The sequence below is a fragment of the Geomicrobium sediminis genome, from assembly GCF_016908595.1.
Lineage (GTDB): Bacteria > Bacillota > Bacilli > Bacillales > Marinococcaceae > Geomicrobium_A > Geomicrobium_A sediminis.
The window spans coordinates 1-16,683 of the sequence record NZ_JAFBEC010000022.1; the positions used below are offsets into that span (position 1 = coordinate 1).

Annotated in this window: 20 protein-coding genes and 1 riboswitch; of the genes, 6 read left to right on the forward strand and 14 right to left on the reverse strand. The window is 41.0% G+C overall.

The genetic code is table 11. The features are described from left to right. Positions 1-360: hypothetical protein (locus JOD17_RS20255; RefSeq protein ID WP_204699768.1), on the reverse strand; the 360-nt coding region annotated here is incomplete at its 3' end. A gap of 316 nt (positions 361-676) precedes the next feature. Next, positions 677-835: a hypothetical protein gene (locus JOD17_RS20260; RefSeq protein WP_169966017.1), complete on the reverse strand. Its 159-nt coding sequence runs from the start codon at positions 833-835 to the stop codon at positions 677-679. Positions 836-1,089: 254 nt separating this feature from the next. Here JOD17_RS20260 and JOD17_RS20265 point away from each other — a divergent pair, with 254 nt between their 5' ends. The 3 genes from JOD17_RS20265 (at position 1,090) to JOD17_RS20275 (ending at position 4,077) form a co-directional block, all read left to right on the forward strand. Beyond that, a complete protein-coding gene (locus JOD17_RS20265) occupies positions 1,090-1,941 on the forward strand; it encodes an STAS domain-containing protein (RefSeq protein WP_204699769.1) in 852 nt (283 codons plus the stop codon). Between the two features lie 9 nt (positions 1,942-1,950). Then, positions 1,951-2,814, forward strand: a complete 864-nt coding sequence (locus JOD17_RS20270; RefSeq protein ID WP_204699770.1) for a Cof-type HAD-IIB family hydrolase — start codon at positions 1,951-1,953, stop codon at positions 2,812-2,814. A 156-nt stretch (positions 2,815-2,970) separates the two neighbouring features. Next, positions 2,971-4,077: an ABC transporter ATP-binding protein gene (locus JOD17_RS20275; protein WP_204699771.1), complete on the forward strand. Its 1,107-nt coding sequence runs from the start codon at positions 2,971-2,973 to the stop codon at positions 4,075-4,077. 90 nt (positions 4,078-4,167) lie between these two features. Here the strand turns inward: JOD17_RS20275 and JOD17_RS20280 are convergent, their stop codons facing one another. The 3 genes from JOD17_RS20280 to JOD17_RS20290 form a co-directional block, all read right to left on the reverse strand. Next, positions 4,168-4,350: an SE1832 family protein gene (locus JOD17_RS20280; RefSeq protein ID WP_042359745.1), complete on the reverse strand. Its 183-nt coding sequence runs from the start codon at positions 4,348-4,350 to the stop codon at positions 4,168-4,170. Between the two features lie 80 nt (positions 4,351-4,430). Further along, positions 4,431-6,239 carry an adenine deaminase gene (gene ade / locus JOD17_RS20285; RefSeq protein ID WP_204699772.1) on the reverse strand — a complete coding sequence of 603 codons (1,809 nt, stop codon included), beginning with the start codon at positions 6,237-6,239 and terminating at the stop codon, positions 4,431-4,433. Positions 6,240-6,281: 42 nt separating this feature from the next. Further along, positions 6,282-6,806: a GNAT family N-acetyltransferase gene (locus JOD17_RS20290; protein ID WP_204699773.1), complete on the reverse strand. Its 525-nt coding sequence runs from the start codon at positions 6,804-6,806 to the stop codon at positions 6,282-6,284. Positions 6,807-6,936: 130 nt separating this feature from the next. Next, a riboswitch (TPP riboswitch) is annotated at positions 6,937-7,040 on the forward strand. 71 nt (positions 7,041-7,111) lie between these two features. Between JOD17_RS20290 and thiT the strand changes: the two genes are divergently transcribed. Beyond that, a complete protein-coding gene (gene thiT, locus JOD17_RS20295) occupies positions 7,112-7,690 on the forward strand; it encodes an energy-coupled thiamine transporter ThiT (protein WP_338028843.1) in 579 nt (192 codons plus the stop codon). A gap of 96 nt (positions 7,691-7,786) precedes the next feature. After that, positions 7,787-8,533 carry a polysaccharide deacetylase family protein gene (locus JOD17_RS20300; RefSeq protein ID WP_204699774.1) on the forward strand — a complete coding sequence of 249 codons (747 nt, stop codon included), beginning with the start codon at positions 7,787-7,789 and terminating at the stop codon, positions 8,531-8,533. 45 nt (positions 8,534-8,578) lie between these two features. Here JOD17_RS20300 and JOD17_RS20305 read toward each other — a convergent pair whose 3' ends face one another. The 9 genes from JOD17_RS20305 to JOD17_RS20345 form a co-directional block, all read right to left on the reverse strand. Then, positions 8,579-9,436, reverse strand: coding sequence for a LysR family transcriptional regulator (locus tag JOD17_RS20305; protein ID WP_204699775.1), 858 nt, complete (start codon positions 9,434-9,436; stop codon positions 8,579-8,581). A gap of 171 nt (positions 9,437-9,607) precedes the next feature. After that, on the reverse strand, positions 9,608-9,802 hold the full coding sequence (locus JOD17_RS20310; RefSeq protein WP_042359742.1) for a YwbE family protein: 195 nt from the start codon (positions 9,800-9,802) through the stop codon (positions 9,608-9,610). Positions 9,803-9,834: 32 nt separating this feature from the next. Next, positions 9,835-10,701 carry a dTDP-4-dehydrorhamnose reductase gene (gene rfbD / locus JOD17_RS20315; protein WP_338028844.1) on the reverse strand — a complete coding sequence of 289 codons (867 nt, stop codon included), beginning with the start codon at positions 10,699-10,701 and terminating at the stop codon, positions 9,835-9,837. Further along, positions 10,698-11,657: a dTDP-glucose 4,6-dehydratase gene (gene rfbB, locus JOD17_RS20320; protein WP_204699776.1), complete on the reverse strand. Its 960-nt coding sequence runs from the start codon at positions 11,655-11,657 to the stop codon at positions 10,698-10,700. The genes rfbD and rfbB overlap by 4 nt, the downstream gene beginning before the upstream one ends. A gap of 2 nt (positions 11,658-11,659) precedes the next feature. After that, a complete protein-coding gene (rfbA, locus tag JOD17_RS20325; RefSeq protein ID WP_204699777.1) occupies positions 11,660-12,538 on the reverse strand; it encodes a glucose-1-phosphate thymidylyltransferase RfbA in 879 nt (292 codons plus the stop codon). 4 nt (positions 12,539-12,542) lie between these two features. Beyond that, positions 12,543-13,934, reverse strand: a complete 1,392-nt coding sequence (locus JOD17_RS20330; protein ID WP_204699778.1) for a bifunctional glycosyltransferase family 2 protein/class I SAM-dependent methyltransferase — start codon at positions 13,932-13,934, stop codon at positions 12,543-12,545. Positions 13,935-13,993: 59 nt separating this feature from the next. Continuing rightward, positions 13,994-14,671 carry a methyltransferase domain-containing protein gene (locus JOD17_RS20335; protein WP_204699779.1) on the reverse strand — a complete coding sequence of 226 codons (678 nt, stop codon included), beginning with the start codon at positions 14,669-14,671 and terminating at the stop codon, positions 13,994-13,996. 131 nt (positions 14,672-14,802) lie between these two features. Then, a complete protein-coding gene (locus JOD17_RS20340; protein ID WP_204699780.1) occupies positions 14,803-14,949 on the reverse strand; it encodes a Fur-regulated basic protein FbpA in 147 nt (48 codons plus the stop codon). Positions 14,950-15,089: 140 nt separating this feature from the next. Continuing rightward, the gene (locus JOD17_RS20345) at positions 15,090-15,365 is read right to left on the reverse strand and encodes an HU family DNA-binding protein (RefSeq protein ID WP_204699781.1); all 276 of its coding nucleotides are present in this window, start codon (positions 15,363-15,365) and stop codon (positions 15,090-15,092) included. A gap of 106 nt (positions 15,366-15,471) precedes the next feature. Here JOD17_RS20345 and JOD17_RS20350 point away from each other — a divergent pair, with 106 nt between their 5' ends. Continuing rightward, positions 15,472-16,653 (forward strand): trans-sulfuration enzyme family protein, encoded by a 1,182-nt coding sequence (locus tag JOD17_RS20350; RefSeq protein ID WP_204699782.1) that lies wholly within the window; start codon positions 15,472-15,474, stop codon positions 16,651-16,653. Positions 16,654-16,683 lie beyond the last annotated feature (30 nt).

Consider the following 16,683-nt stretch of genomic DNA (forward strand, 5'->3'; position numbering starts at 1 on the left):
TGCTTCTTCTTCGTTACCTTCAGTTGGCTCGTCCACTTCTGGTGCTTCTTCTTCGTTACCTTCAGTTGGCTCGTCCACTTCTGGTGCTTCTTCTTGCTCTGTATCTTCTTCTAATTCATCTTGAAGCGGCGGGCAATAGATGTTGTATTGATCTCTTAAATACACTGCAAACTCTTCTAGCTCTTTCATAGAATGAGAGTTTGAGTACGTCTTCCATTCACCATTCCAAAGACCAGCCTTGTACACGATGACGTTTTTATGATGATCCAAACTTTGCGTTTTAGGCTGCTCCTCAGTTTGAGCAAGTGCACCCGTAGGTACAAGTAGAAATGCGGATAAAGCGAATAAGTATTTTTTCATTTCTTCCACCTCCGACACTCATTATGCCGAGTGTATACGGAGTTGAAAAGGGTCTATTTCAGGTTTTCCGCTGGCAATATCAGGTATGAAAAGGAAATATACGTAGGAACATTTCATAGAGATTTCATTCGTGTCAGTGACATAATATTACCAATTACATTCCATTAAATTGTGTAACAATCCAATTACAGGGATTGGATAAAAATCCCTGTAATCTGCACCCGCGTTTTGTAATTATCGTTGCTATCTATCGTCAATGTTCATAAGTTTTCTTCATTTTAGGCATAAAAAAAGCGGTGCATCGCACCACTTTTTTTTATAGATCATCTTCAGTATCTTCAACTTCACCTGCTGGATCTTCACCTGCTGGGTCTTCACCTAGTGGATCTTCACCTTCCATATCTCCACCACATGCTGCAAGCATACCTACCGCAAAAACTCCAGAGAGCATTCCGTACAATAGTTTCTTATTCATTGTATATTCTCCTCCTTAAAATAGTTGCGTTTTGTTGTTGCTTACTTGATTAATACCCACTTTAACAAACAAATATGCGTTTTGTCAGTGCTTTTGAAACTTTCCCACAATGGTTATAGTTTTCTCTAAATTCAAACGTAATTCCTAGACATTTTTACCACAAAGCCAGTAACTTCCTCAAAATATGTTTAAACGCAGTAGATATAGGGAACCGTTCATAATGATATTTTGTTCTGATTAGGGGGGGAGACATCTTGGAAGACCAATCAAAGTATTCATTAACTACGTTACGTGACCATTTAGATGAATGGTACGAGGATGCGTTACATGAATTCCATTCACATAACCAAGGAGACCTTGATGAATTTCGGGATTTAATTAAACCGTTCGCCACAGACTGGTTCAACATTATAATCGGCTCAACTTCTATCGACCTTGATCAATGGTCAAGCCAATTCGTGAACTTCTGTATAGGTAAACGATTTACATCAGATCACTTGCTATTATTATTCCGTTCTTTTCGGACTGCCTTTCAACAATTGCTCGTAAAAAAAGTCGAAATGAATATTCTATCTTCAAAGCAAGCGTTTGAACTAATCATTGATGTTGCATCTAGATGGGAAGAACTATTCGAAAACGTATGCCGTCAATACATGAGTTTTCAAGTACAGACGATTGAACTTACTCGTAAAGAAATGTATGCCGTTTCAATTCCTCTCGTTCCAGTTTGGAAAGGGGTTGCCGTTCTGCCGATTATCGGCGATCTTGACGATGAACGATCCACTTACTTACAAAACCAAACTTTAAACCGAGCGACCGAGTTAAGCCTGACTTGCATTGTTATTGACCTATCAGGAATTAACTCAATAAATACTTGGTTCGCCCAAAACCTATCAAACCTTATTCAAGCCTTACGCCTACTCGGCATTAAAGTCGTACTGTCTGGAATGCGCCCTGAGCTTTCACAAACAATTGTACGCCTTGGTATCCGGTTCAAAAACATATGTACTTACTTAACACTTGAACAAGCCCTCCAATCCATAGAGCCTGCAAAATTAGACGAAAACCGTTACAATTTAAAAGAGGACCGACATCAAGATAAGTAGGTGAAGTCAATGAAAATGGTAGCAATTGATATGGATGGAACGCTGCTTCACTCTGATCGACACATTTCGGAAACGACTTCAGAGACAATTAAGGAACTTCAGAAAGACCACAAGTTTGTCATTTCAACGGGTAGAAGTTTGACAGATGCGATGAATATTGTCGCTGATGCTGGCATTGCCGCAGACGGCTTCGTTTGTGGAAATGGCGCTGTGATCGCTGACAAAGATGGGAATATCCTTGAACAATTTAGTATGGATGTTCCAACTGCAACGAAAGTTGCTCATTGGCTTAATGATCATGAATTCTACTTTCACTTAGGAACATCTGAAGGTCATTATGCTACGAAAGATGCGTATCAGTTCTTTTTGAATGACCTTGAAGCATACGGTGAGTCTCACTCAGATGCATCGAAGCTTAAGCAAGCGATTCGCACACAAGCCGATCGTCAAATTCAAATGATGGGTCTAAATTTATTACCATCACCTGAAGACATTCCTAAGCATTCCTTTATTCCTTATAAATTCCTCGTTTTATCACTGTTTCCAGAAAAACTCGAGGATATTAAGAATGCATGGGAAGGCCATCCCCATATCGAATTCACAACATCGGGTACAGACAACCTTGAAATTATGCCCCCTGATGTAGACAAAGGTCGCGGTATTAGGTTTATGGCTAATCACTTAAAGATTGAGCAACAACATACTATTGCAATTGGTGACAATTACAATGATGTCCCAATGTTTGAGGTTGCTGGTCTTAGCATTGCTATGGGAAATGCTGACGATTACATTAAAAGCATTACAGATGAGACGACGGTTCATCATAATGAAGATGGAGTTGCCAAAGCCATTCAACGTCTCATTCTTTCTTAGAACCTGGCTCTTTTAAGACCAGGTTTTTTCTTATGAACGAAACATTCGCCCGTCTATTCATAAGCCTCTCTTTACGAGCTTTACATCGTTTTAACTAGGTTGTTACTACATAAACGATTACACTGAATGTATTCTATTAAAGCGAGGAATCAAGCAATGACCAAGATCGCCTTAGAACATTTATACAAGTATTACGAGAATGACCTTCCTGTTGTCAAAGACTTTAATTTACATGTACAAGATGAAGAATTCATCGTTCTTGTTGGTCCTTCAGGATGTGGAAAATCAACAACGTTACGTATGATTGCAGGACTCGAAACCATTAGTGAAGGATCATTTTATATCGACAATCTATTAATGAACGAAGCGCCACCTAAAGACCGTGACATCGCTATGGTCTTCCAAAACTACGCACTATACCCACACATGAACGTGTTTGATAACATTGCATTCGGATTGAAATTAAGAAAATTCAATAAAGATACGATTAAACAAAGGGTGCATTCTGCTAGTCACTTGCTCGGACTCGACGATTATTTAAATCGAAAGCCTAGAGCTTTATCTGGAGGCCAACGTCAGCGCGTCGCTCTCGGTCGTGCAATCGTTAGAAACCCGAAAGTTTTCCTAATGGATGAACCTCTCTCAAACTTAGATGCAAAATTACGTGTACAAATGCGCTCAGAAATTATGCAAATCCACCATCAATTAAAAACGACGACAATTTACGTGACACATGACCAAACAGAAGCGATGACGATGGCAAGTCGAATTGTCGTAATGAAAGATGGCATCATCCAACAAATCGGAACACCTTCTGAAGTCTATCTTCGCCCAAACAATATTTTCGTCGGTAGCTTTATCGGTTCACCATCAATGAATGTCGTACAGGGCAAATTACATAACGGTTACTTTCAAGTAGGCAATGAAACGTTCATTAAAGTTCCTACAGAAATTTATCGTTCGCTTCAACACTACATTGGAAAAGAGATCTTTCTCGGCATTCGTCCAGAGCACGTGTCCTTGGTCGATTCGACTGATCGTTCAGTTTCCCACATTCATGCAAAGATACATCTAATCGAACTAACAGGTTCTGAATCCGTCGTTTATACACAAGTCGAACAACATGAGCTACGAGTCACTGTAAAACCAACCCATCGCCTTAATCGAGGTGACCAAGTTCAATTCAGAGTCGATATGGCACACGCTCACTTTTTTGATGTCAAGACCGAACAACGAATTAAACTACTTTCTTATGAAAACTAAACAAGCTCGTGCCTTTTAATGATAGGCACGAGCTTGTTTAGTTAAGAATGAACGTCCCCGAGGTGACATTCATTCCATTTACGTTATTTATTACTGCTCTAATTCATTTACCGTTTGACGAGCAACTTGAATCTCTTCTTCAAGTTGTTTAAGTTGTCTCGTAACAGGTCGTACATTCCCACCAATGGATTCGATCTTTTCTAAATCGCCTTGCACACGGGCATAATCCGCTTTTAACATTTGTAACTGCTGTTTTGCTTCATCAATTGTCATTGTGATCACCTCAATTACTGCCTTAAACGTAACATCTTTCCAAGCATACGACAATTGCTATTCATGTTATTGTACGAAACTTAATTCGTTACAAATAACGATACTTTTTCAAACCCTTGTTCTCCAATTCGAACAAGCCCTTTATCTGAAAGACGAATGTCTGGAATGACGACAAGTGCTAATAGCGACAATGTCATAAATGCGTAGTTCATCGTACAACCGGCTTGGGCCAAATGTTCGCTAATCTCTTTTGATTTTGCTGCAACTTCTTCAAACGGTGCATCAGACATTAACCCCGCCACTGGTAAAGGAAGTACTGTTTCTTGATCATGCGTTCTTACGACTATTCCTCCTTGCATCGCACTCACTTCATTTGTAACTGTTGCCATAAGCTCATCATCATTCCCAATGACCATCAAGTTATGGGAGTCGTGAGCAACCGTCATTGCCATCGCCACTGGTTGCTTAAACCCAACACCGGACAGAACCCCGAGCCCTTGATTACCGTTTTTACCATGTCGTTCAATGACAGACATCTTGCACACTTCATCGGACAATACGAGTTTGTTTTTTTGAACGTTTAAATCAACATGCTTTTCTTTCGTATCTACGTGATTTTCACGTACGTTAATCGTTCGAACCGTCACGGTTCCATCGCTAACTGGAGCGTTGATTTCGAAATCTTTAGCTTCTACCGTGCGCTCGAGCTTGACTGATTGAATTGCTGATTGTGGCCAATCGAATGAAGGCAAATCAACGACCATTTCATTGTTCTTAGCAACGACAGTACCTGCTGCAATTGTCGTTTCAACATTAATTTCATTTAAAGAGCCTTTGAGTAAGACCATGTCGGCATAGCGACCAGGAGCAATGACACCGACATCATTTGATAAACCGAATCGTTCTGCAGTATTAATCGTTGCCATTTGAATGGCAATAACTGGAGGAACGCCTTGCATAATTGCATGACGGATTACAAAGTCAATGTGACCTTCATCAACAAGTGATTCTGGACTACGGTCGTCTGTGACGAGTACCATTCTTCTCGTATTGATGTTATGTTCTGTGAAAGCTTTAATCGTTTCTGCCACATCGTGCCACGCAGAACCTCGACGTAATTTCGCGTATTGACCGAGACGAATCCGTTCAATCACATCTTCTGCGGTCGTACACTCATGATCACCACTAATGCCAGTGCTCACATAAGCGGACAGTTTCACATCGTCACTTGCAGACCACGTATAGTGACCGTCAGCAACTTTTCCTGCACGCAACGTCTCACGAATTTCACCTAGCATCTTTTCATCACCATACACAACGCCTGGGAAGTTCATCACTTCACCGAGTGCAACCATATCGTCTCCCCACGTAAACGCTTCGGCAACTTCATTCGGTCCAATCTCAGCACCATTCGTCTCAAACTCCGGACCTGTTGATGGGACGCAAGAAGCGACTTGCATGTATGCTGCCATTGGCGTTTGTCGTGCTTCTTCAAGCATTAGCTTTAATCCTTCGAGTCCGAGCACATTCGTAATCTCATGGGCATCAAAGAATCCACCCGTCGTCCCTTTTGATAAGACGGCACGTGCAAACTGCGTCGGTGTAATTTGACTGCTTTCAATATGACAATGTCCATCTAAAAACCCTGGAGATAAGTATTTTCCTTGCGCATCGATTACGAGCGTATCGTCACCGATCGTATGTGAAGCGTCTTTTCCTACATAGGCAATTCGTGATTGATGAACTGCAACATCTCTTCCTTCAAGGAGCTCACCTGTTGTTACACTAACAAGTGTTGCATTTTGAATGACGAGCGTTGCTTTCATTTCCCCTCTAGCTGTTTGATTTAACTCTACAAGACACTCTTCTTGCTTCTGGCGTTGATACATTCCTATTCCTCCTCATAATCTATAGGATAAACTTCAATTGTTTTACGTTGCTAGTTGCTGACGTACCTGCTCTACAGAAAATGTCATCACCCATTCTTTAATCTCTCGTTTATGAATGACAAACGTCGATAACGAATAATGCATCGGTCGTAATGCACGATAAAAAGCCATCGACGGGTTTTCTACAAGTGCTTCTATGATAAATGATTGATAACCTTGTTCATAAAAATCCTCCATCGCTCGTTTCATCAATGCCTTACCAACTCCTTTTCGCTGTACGTCTTCCAATAAGTATAAAGCATAAACTTGTGCACGTGCTTGAACGTTTTTACTTCTTCCGATTGAAATGAATCCGATAATTTCATTTTGATCATTACTTGCAACATAAGTCATTTCCATTCCAGCGTTAATTCTGCTTTCCCATAGTGTTGCCCTCTCATCTACTTGTAAGCTATTAAGAAAAGAAGTAGGAACGATTCCTGGATACGTCGTTTTCCAACTACTTACATGTACATACGCGACTTGTTTTGCGTCTTCTAGCTTAATTTCTCGAATGTGTACGTTCATTTTTTTAGACAGTCCTTTCTCATTATGTGCTCTACGAAAAAGATCATTCATCTTTATAAAAGCTCTACACATTAAAACGATATTGGTATTTTCAGTACCTTTAGTCTATAATAAAAATGAAAATTGTAAATCAAACCACTAGAGGTGTCGCAAGACTGAGAGGGGCTCATATTGCCCTAACTCTTCGAACCTGACCTGGGTCATACCAGCGTAGGGAAGTGGGAACGGTCCTTTGTGTAACTTGTTTTTATTGGGACCTGTCTACCTACATCCCCCTGTGGCAAAAACAGAAAGGGGATATTTTTGTGCAAACAAGAACGTTAATCATGGTTGAAATTGCTCTTATGACTGCATTAGCACTTATACTTGATCGTATTGAATTTAGCGGTCCATGGGTAATGGGAGGATCAATAACACTTGTTATGTTGCCGATTTTTGTTATGGCATTCCGTCGAGGCGTTAAAGTCGGTGTAGCAACCGGATTACTTGTCGGGTCGCTAAAGCTCGTTTTAGGCTCATCGATTTTCCACCCTGTACAGGCGCTATTGGATTACCCCGTTGCCTTTGCAGTCGTTGGACTTGCCGGACTGTTTACACTACGTAATCATAAAGGTGAACTTGCGATCAAATGGGCAATCGTTGGGCTTTTTGTAGCAAGCTTTTTGCGCCTATTCGTGCACATTATTTCAGGTGTTATCTGGTTTGGTGCATACACGCCTGAAGGATGGAACGTTTGGATTTATTCGATCGTGTACAATGCATCTTATATTATTCCAGCGACACTTATTACATTTGGAGTCATTTTCTTAATTAGTAAAGCACAACCGAGCTTCTTTAAGAAAGCTTTACCTGCATCTAAAGTAGACAGTCCGATTGCTTCATAATTTTGTTGCTACTCATCAACGATGAGTAGCTTTTTTTCGCATGATTTAAGGAAGATCAGGCAAGATAAGCTAGAGATGTAAAGAAAGGAGTCGCTTATGAAAAGGATTCTTTTTGCATTGTGTAGTTTGCTTCTTTTGTTTACGAGTGGCTTCAATGACGTTCAAGCAAAGTCAAAAGAAGAATGGCAAGACTCTGGCGAAATCGTCTGGAATGTTCCAAGTGAAAGAAAATTAATTGCGATTACATTCGATGATGGCCCACATCCCTTGTATACACCGTTAATTATGGATGTACTTCAAAAGCATCAAGCAAAAGCAACATTTTTCGTAATCGGTAAACATGCAGAAAGGTATCCAGAGCTTTTACAACGAGGGGTCGAAGAAGGACACGAAATCGGGAATCATACGTATGAACATGTCGGTATGCAAGGGATTTCTGATGATCTGTTTCTTCAACAACTCGAAAAAACCGAACAAGCCATTATCGCTGCTACAGGAATTCGCCCTGTTTTCTTCCGCTCAGTCGGTGGCTATTACGATGACCGGCTCATCACATTAGCTGCAGATGAAGGATACCGGACGATTATTTGGTCATGGCATCAAGACTCAAGAGATTGGAAACGACCAGGTGTAGCCAACATCATTAACAACGTTGCTCCTGGCTCTCATCCAGGTGACATTGTTTTGTTCCATGATGCAGGTGGCAACCGATCTGAAACTGTAAAAGCACTCGATAAAATCCTCGATCAATTAGAAAAAGAAGGCTTTGAATTTGTTACTGTAAGCGAGCTGTTGCTTCATAGTGGTTATGAAGGCATTCCTTCTGAACTGATTGGATTGTAATGTTCGTAAACCTACAAATCATTGACCGAACAAAAAGCAAACGAGTCATAAAGAATCGTTCGCTTTTTGTTGTTCTAACATCGTTAAAAACGCTTCAACTTGTGGTAACTGTCTATATTCTTTCTCAAACACAACCCACGTCTTGCGCTCTGAGTTAGGAATGAGCTCTACCCGATATCGTTCATCTAAATCTTCCACACTACATGCTGGTAAAACAGCAGCTCCAACCCCAGCTAACGTTAATGCTTTACACGTACCAATGTTGTTCACTTCGAGCATTCGCTCTGGCCATATGTTGTATTGATTTAAGATTGCTTTTCTAACATTCACATGATAGCTTGGTTCGGTTTGAAAAGATAGGAACGGCTTTTGTTGAAGAACTTCCGTTGCTGTCATTCCCGTTTCTTTATAAACGAGTGCTAACGATTCCGTAAACCAAGGTTGTACCGCCATTCCAATTAAAGGTTCATCGCCACGTACAATCGTAACGTGATGATGCACGACGTCTTTTAATAAGTCTTCGCTTAGCCCTGTTTGCATTTCAATTCGTACTTCAGGGAACGTTTTCATATACTCTGCAAGTACGGTTGGTAATACATATTGAGCAACAACGGATGAGACGCCTATTTTTAAGGAACCTGCAACGTGGTAATCAACCATCGCTAGCTGATCCTTCGTTGTTTGAACCGCTTGAAGTTGCAGTTTCGCATGAGCAATGACAATCTCGCCAGATGGCGTCGGTACAATACCTGCACTCGTTCGAATAAACAACTCTTGTCCCCATTCATTCTCGATCGTCTTTAACCGCTGACTAATCGCAGGTTGTGAGATAAACAAGTGAGACGCAGCTTTTTGCATGGAGCGGTATTCGTCCAACGCGACGAGTAATTGAAGGTCTTTCATAGGATGTCACCTCGCTTAAATGCTGCTAGATGCTAACTTTATTTCGGCATTCAAATCTATGTATACGTTGCTCCTATTGAAGCAATATGCACTTCACTTTCTGTTGAATCATGTATAAAGGCGTGCCTCGCATTAGTCACAGCTGTTCATTCAAGGAACGCCTTATTCTTTTCATTCGTAAATTTTCTTTACTCGTCCAACCTGTCCATCAGTTAAGCGTACTTTAATACCGTGCGGATGATGGTTTGACTTTGTAAGTAATTCTTTCACTGTCCCTTGTGTCGTCTTACCTGTTCGTTGGTCGGCTTTCAATACGATATCCACAACTTTACCAGGTGTAACGTCTGAGCGCGTTTTTCCATCCATGTTATTCATTCCTCCTTCACCCACATATCGTATCATGAATTGGAGGAGTGTTGCCTGTTTATATATTCCTCTAGCGCCTCTTGCCACGGTCTAGGCTTTGGGAATCCATTTAGACGTAGTGCTTGGTGAGCTAATACGGAATAGTATGGCCTTGGGACACCATTCATATGAAGCTCGTTACGTTGAATTGGTCGCACTGGAACGTCTATTTTTGTGTATTGAATAATTTCCTTTGCCCATTCATATCGTGAGCAGCTACCTTGATTTGAAAAATGATACGTTCCGTACGCTTTCGTGTTCATAAGTTGCTGAATAAAACTAGCGAGATCATACGTATACGTCGGCGTACCAATCTCATCACTGACGACTTGCAACTCGTTTACTTCATGAGCTCGCTGAATGATTTTGCTTACAAAATGATGACCATCTTCTCCATATAACCAAGACGTACGAACCGTATAAGAACGAGGATGAAAACGGGCGATCATCGACTCACCGGCGAGTTTAGATTGCCCGTATACTGTAAGGGGATTTGTTTGATCAAACTCTGAATATGGCTTCGTTTGATTTCCTTCAAATACAAAGTCCGTACTCACGTAAACGAGACGTGCACCAACATCTTTTGCAGAAATGGCTACATTTCTCGTGCCATACGTATTCACGGCATAAGCATCGTCCATATTCTCTTCAGCAGCGTCGACGTTCGTATATGCCGCTGCATGAATAACAACATCTGGGTTTTCTTTTGTAAAGATCTGATAGACTTCTTCAAGCATTCGAACATCACATCGATTACGATCCATCGGCACAACATTATAGCCTGCAATCAGCAATTGTTTGACGAGTGCATTGCCCAATTGACCGCCCGCACCGGTCACGAGTACTTTATGGATACTCACGATTTATCCCCTCTTTCAAGGTACCATTCAATCGTTTCAACGAGACCTTGTGCAAACGTCGTCTGAGGCTGCCAGCCTAACTGTTGTTGAATCTTAGTCGCATCAATTGCATATCTTTGATCATGCCCTAGTCGATCTGACACATAAGAGATGTTTGAATGAGGCAAACCAAAATAGTCGAGAACGTGTTTTGCAACTTCATTGTTCGTCCATTCATTCGTACCGCCAATATTGTACACTTCACCGATCTTACCTTTTTGGAGAACGAGTAAAATGGCTCGAACATGATCTTTCACGTATAGCCAATCACGTATGTTTTTGCCATCCCCATAAATCGGTAACGACAGTTGTCTGCTAGAGCGCTGGATTAACGTCGGCAACAATTTCTCCCCATGTTGATGAGGACCATAATTGTTCGAACAACGTGTAATGTTCACCGGTATACCGTGTGTCTCATAATACGATCGCACGAGTAAATCTGCCCCTGCTTTACTAGCCGAATAAGGATTGTTCGGCTGCAAAACGGATTGTTCGGTAAACAATCTCAAGTCATCAAACGATAACGATCCGTATACTTCATCCGTTGAGATTTGTACATAACGGATGCCCCCACATTTTCTTGCTACTTCAAGCAATGAATGGGTGCCTGTAATATTCGTACGTAAAAACGGAGCACTATCTTGGATACTTCTGTCAACGTGTGATTCTGCAGCGAAGTTCACGATCGCTTCAATGTGATGATCGTATACCAGCTGAAGCATCTTGTCATGATCACAAATGTCAGCTTGCACGAACAGATATCGACCGTCTTTCTCTACTTCTTGAAGGTAAGAGAGGTCTGCAGCATACGTTAGCCGATCCACATTCACGATCGTAATTGAAGAGTCCTCTTCTAAGGCATGAAGAATAAAGTGACTGCCGATAAAACCCGCTCCACCAGTAACTAGGACATTCATACTCACCCTCCTCGTTCGTTATCAATAATTGAGAGCAAATACTGACCATACGCGTTTTTCTTTAGCGGTTCTGCCAGTTGCCTTAACTGTTCTTTGGAAATGAACGATTTCCTATAAGCAATCTCTTCAATACATGCAATCTTCAGACTTTGTCGTTCTTCAATCGTTTCAATGAAAGATGATGCATCCAGCAACGATTGGTGTGTTCCTGTGTCTAACCAAGCAAACCCACGACCTAATTGTTCAACATGCAACTTGCCCTCATCTAGATATCGCTGATTCACTGCTGTAATCTCTAATTCACCACGTGCAGATGGGGTAATATCTTTTGCATATTGAACGGCCTGTTGATCGTAAAAATATAAGCCCGTAACAGCAATTGAAGACTTTGGTTGCTCAGGCTTTTCTTCAAGCGAAACCGCTTTACCAATCTGGTCGATCTCAACTACCCCAAAGCGCTCTGGTCGTTTTACTGGATAGCCAAAAACAATCGCACCTTCCTTTAACTTAGATGCGCGTTGAACAACACTAGAAAACTGACTTCCATAAAAGATGTTATCTCCAAGAATTAACGCTACAGAATCACCTTCAATAAATGACTCTCCTAAAATGAGCGCCTCAGCGATTCCTTTTGGTGCTTCTTGCACTTTGTACGTAATGTTTAATCCAATTGAAGAACCGTCTCCGAGCATTTGTTCAAACCTTGGTGTATCTTGCGGAGTACTTATAATTAAGATTTCACGAATATCTGCGAGCATGAAAACCGACAACGGATAATAAATCATCGGCTTATCGTAAACAGGAAGCAATTGTTTCGATACGACACGGGTGAGTGGGTAAAGTCGTGTACCGTCTCCCCCAGCTAAAATAATTCCCTTCATCGCCTCACTCTCCCCCTGTTCGTTTAAGTTGGAAAATGACTTGATGCATTTTTGCAAATGAAGTTAATTGGCCGAGATGAAATCCATGCTTAATACCCGCTTCTGCAACGTCTTGTAAAAACAAGTTCGTTCGCTCATCTTGGTCCACTTGCGTATACGTTTTTAACTGCAATCGAAATTGATCACCAGCAAACAATTGATCAACACTATAAGGGGTAAAAAAACGGACATGCTGTGCATCAAGCATTCCCGAATGTGCATACGTCCATTGACCTTGTAACAATTGCATGATGACTTCCCCGTGGCTTACATTCGGTACGCTACAAACGAGTACACCACCAGGCTTTAGAATCTGACTGATCTGATCAATAAACGTCCACGGATCTACGACTTTTTCAATCACATTATTCAGCACAACAGAATCATAATCAGAAGAAAGTTCCGTAAAGTCAACCTGATCGTAACTGTCTGGAAGTTGAACATACTCGAAATGACTTTGTGCCATTTTGCCGATGATTTTACGTTCTTCGATTCCATGGATCACAACATCATTATTGCGATTGCGATAATCAAGCCCCGTTGCGCCTGCACCACAACCGATTTCAAGCACCTTGCGACTGTTTGTTGCGATTAAATTAACGAGTTCAATTCTCGGGAACATGAACGTCGTAATATCGGCTCCCCATTTGTCGATAAACGTTTGCTTGTTTCGAATATACAGATCATAGATATCAATATCTTGATTCGCTTGAAAGGTCGCATGACCGTGATGATGTACGAACGAGTCTTGAACAATTTTTAATTCATAACCTTTCGTAAACATTTGAGTCGATAAATCATCATCTTCAAATGACCCCATCGTATAGCGCTCATCAAACCCTCCAATTTCGTCAAGTAGATGCTTCTTAACGAGCAAACAGAAGCCTACGAGCCTAAGAACACGCTTCGTCTCTCCTTTATATTGATTGCAATGTTTGATCGAGAATTCATCTAGTTGATCAATCGATTCATAATCAACACTGGTTAACTGTGCCCCAGATACATAATTGCTCATCGGTCCTACCATGGCTACTTGATCTGACTCATGCAAGGCTTTTCTCAACGGCTCTAACCAGTTCGGCGTTAACACCGTATCATTGTTCAAAAACAAAACATCGGTCCCAGTGGCGACGTTCAATCCTTGATTGCACCCTTTTGCAAACCCTTGGTTCTTCTCATTATCAATAAAAATAACGTCCGACAACGATTGAATGTATGCTTTTGTTCCATCGCTCGAACCGTTATCTACGATGATCAATTCATAATCGTCTCGCTTCGTATGTTTATAAAGACTATCAATACATTGCTTCGTTTTATCAAGTTCATTGTACGTAAGCACAACAATGCTCGTAATCATTTAAACACCTCCGTTTGTTATTCTTATGTGAGGTGCCCATGAACGTGAAACCATCTACATTATATTTTTCTCGCACGCATAACATATTGGTATGCACTTCCCCGTTCAACGAGCGTTGTTGTATCGATTCCAAACTCTGAACCGACTGTTTTTAAACGTTCTAACAATTGAACTTGATTCCCTTGAACGAGAGGAATGTATTGAAATGCTTCAAATTCAAAGCCATTCTCGACAAACATTTTATGAATCTCATTTACAGTAAAGAAACGCATATGGGTTTGATCCATTAATCCCATTTCCGCATACGTGAAGTTTCCCCTGAGCAATTCTTCAATAATGGAGACGTGGTTAATGTTAGGAATGCTTGCACAGACGACACCACCTTCATCTAAATACGGATGGACTTTACGTAACACGTCCCATGGGTCGACTAAATGTTCAAGTACATCACCAAAAACAACGACATCAAAGGTTTCATCTGGATAGGGCCACTCTTCTTCTTCGATGTTGCCAAAGTAAACACGGTCTAGTACTTTTTTTGCTTGAGTAGCGGCTTCCTTGAATGCCTCAATTCCTGTCACGTAGGCACCATTCCGCTCTTTTAACACTTCCCCTAACCGACCTGATGAACATCCAATATCAACAATTCGTTTTGCCTGTTCAGGAATTAAATTCACAAGCACTGTATTATAAGATTGATAATACGTTTCGTCTTTTTGATTATAAAAATCACTCACCACTCACGCCTCCTCGCCACACTTATATGCAAATGCTTACCATCTTTAGCGTATGTAGTGACTAGTTGTACTTATGTAGAACTTTTTTTTCAACGAAAAAAGCTTGAAGACTGTAGTTCGTCTTCAAGCTTTTATATACTTAAATGTTCTTTATATGCAGCATCTAATTGTTCCATCGTTAGCTCGTAAAGTTGCTTCCCATCAACCTTATACACTTCCAACTCTAACAATTCCTTCATAAGGGAGTCTTTGTTCATTCCTTGATCAAACTGTGTCATTCGTGTTCGACCCTTTCCGTATATATTCTCTATGGACTTGAGGGCGTATTGGGTTAGCTATCTATACCCTAGAAGTTGGAAAATCAAACACGAAATTGAAGAACAATGCAAGCTTGGGTTGCGTAGGCTATTGTATTACATCATACATTTACAGCTTGTTTTAGTCGCTTCCCTGGTTTAAAAGCAGGAGACATGCTCGCTTTCACTTCAATCTCTTCACCAGTGCGAGGGTTGCGTACCTTTCTTGCATCACGTTTCCGAGTTTCAAATTGTCCAAAGCCAATCAACTGTACACGTTCTCCATTTTGTAAGTTTTCCGTAATCGTCTCAAAAATAGCATTCACAGCCATTTCACTTTGCTTTTTCGTTAACTCACTTTTTTCTGCTACAACACGAATTAAATCAGCTTTATTCATTTTCCTGCCTCCTCAATTTTTTCCAATGTATTCTTAGTTTTACAACCTAAACTGTCATTTATACATTGAGGAGCCAATTCTTTTATTTATTTTAGGAGGTTATCTTTTGAATGATCGAAAAGAAACTTCATATATTCACGGTGGTCGCGATCAAAATCATGACCCTTTCGGAAGCTTGACCTCGCCTCTTTATCAAACGAGTACGTTCTCCTTTGACCAAGCTGAAATTGGTGAAGCTCGTTTCGCTGGTCTTGATTCAGGCTATGTGTATACGCGAATGGGCAACCCAACAGTCACACAATTTGAAGAACGAATGGCCATTGCTGAACGAGCAGAGTGCGCCTTAGCATTTTCATCAGGGATGGCTGCAATTTCTGCTGTACTTTTTACTCATGTAAAATCCGGGGAGCATATTCTAGCTTCTGACGGCATCTACGGGGCGACGTACAGCTTATTAAAACAAATGAAAGAACGGTATAAGATATCGTTTACGTATGTAGACTTTAACGATCTCGAACACGTTGAAACTAAACTTAAAAAGAAAACAACGCTAGTGTTACTTGAAACACCGATTAACCCTACGATGAAAATGTCCAGCATTACGGCTGTTTCAGCTTTTGCAAAAAAACATGATTTATTAATCGCAGTTGATAATACCTTTGCTACCCCTTATCTTCAGCAACCGTTGACGTTAGGTGCCGACCTTGTTATTCATAGTGCAACGAAATACATTGGTGGTCATGGTGATGTTATCGCAGGTGTTGTCGCTGGTTCTCATGAATTAATAAAAGATGTCCGCTCGTACGCACAAAAAAATATTGGAGCTGTACTCAGCCCATTTGATGCGTGGTTGCTTCTTCGCGGTATGAAAACACTTGCCATTCGTATGGATCGTCACTGTGCCAACGCTAAGAAAATTGCAAGGCGATTAGCGAAACACCCAAAGGTAAAAACCGTCTTATTTCCAGGTGACCCCTCTTTTTCCGATTATGAGTTAGCTCGCACTCAGATGAAAGACAGCGGTGGCATGATTAGTTTCCATATCGATGGCAATAAAGATGATGTTTTTGCGTTTTTAAATGAACTTACCATGATTCCACTCGCAGTCAGTCTTGGTGATGCTGAAACACTCATTTCACACCCAGCTTCCACAACGCATGCAAGTATCGCTTTGAAAGATCGTAATCGCATGGGAATTACCAACTCGCTGCTCCGTCTTTCTGTTGGACTTGAACATTATGCTGATATATGGAAGGATCTTCGCCAAGCACTTCAAAAATTATCTTAATAAAAAAATCCCCTTGTTCATGATGAACAA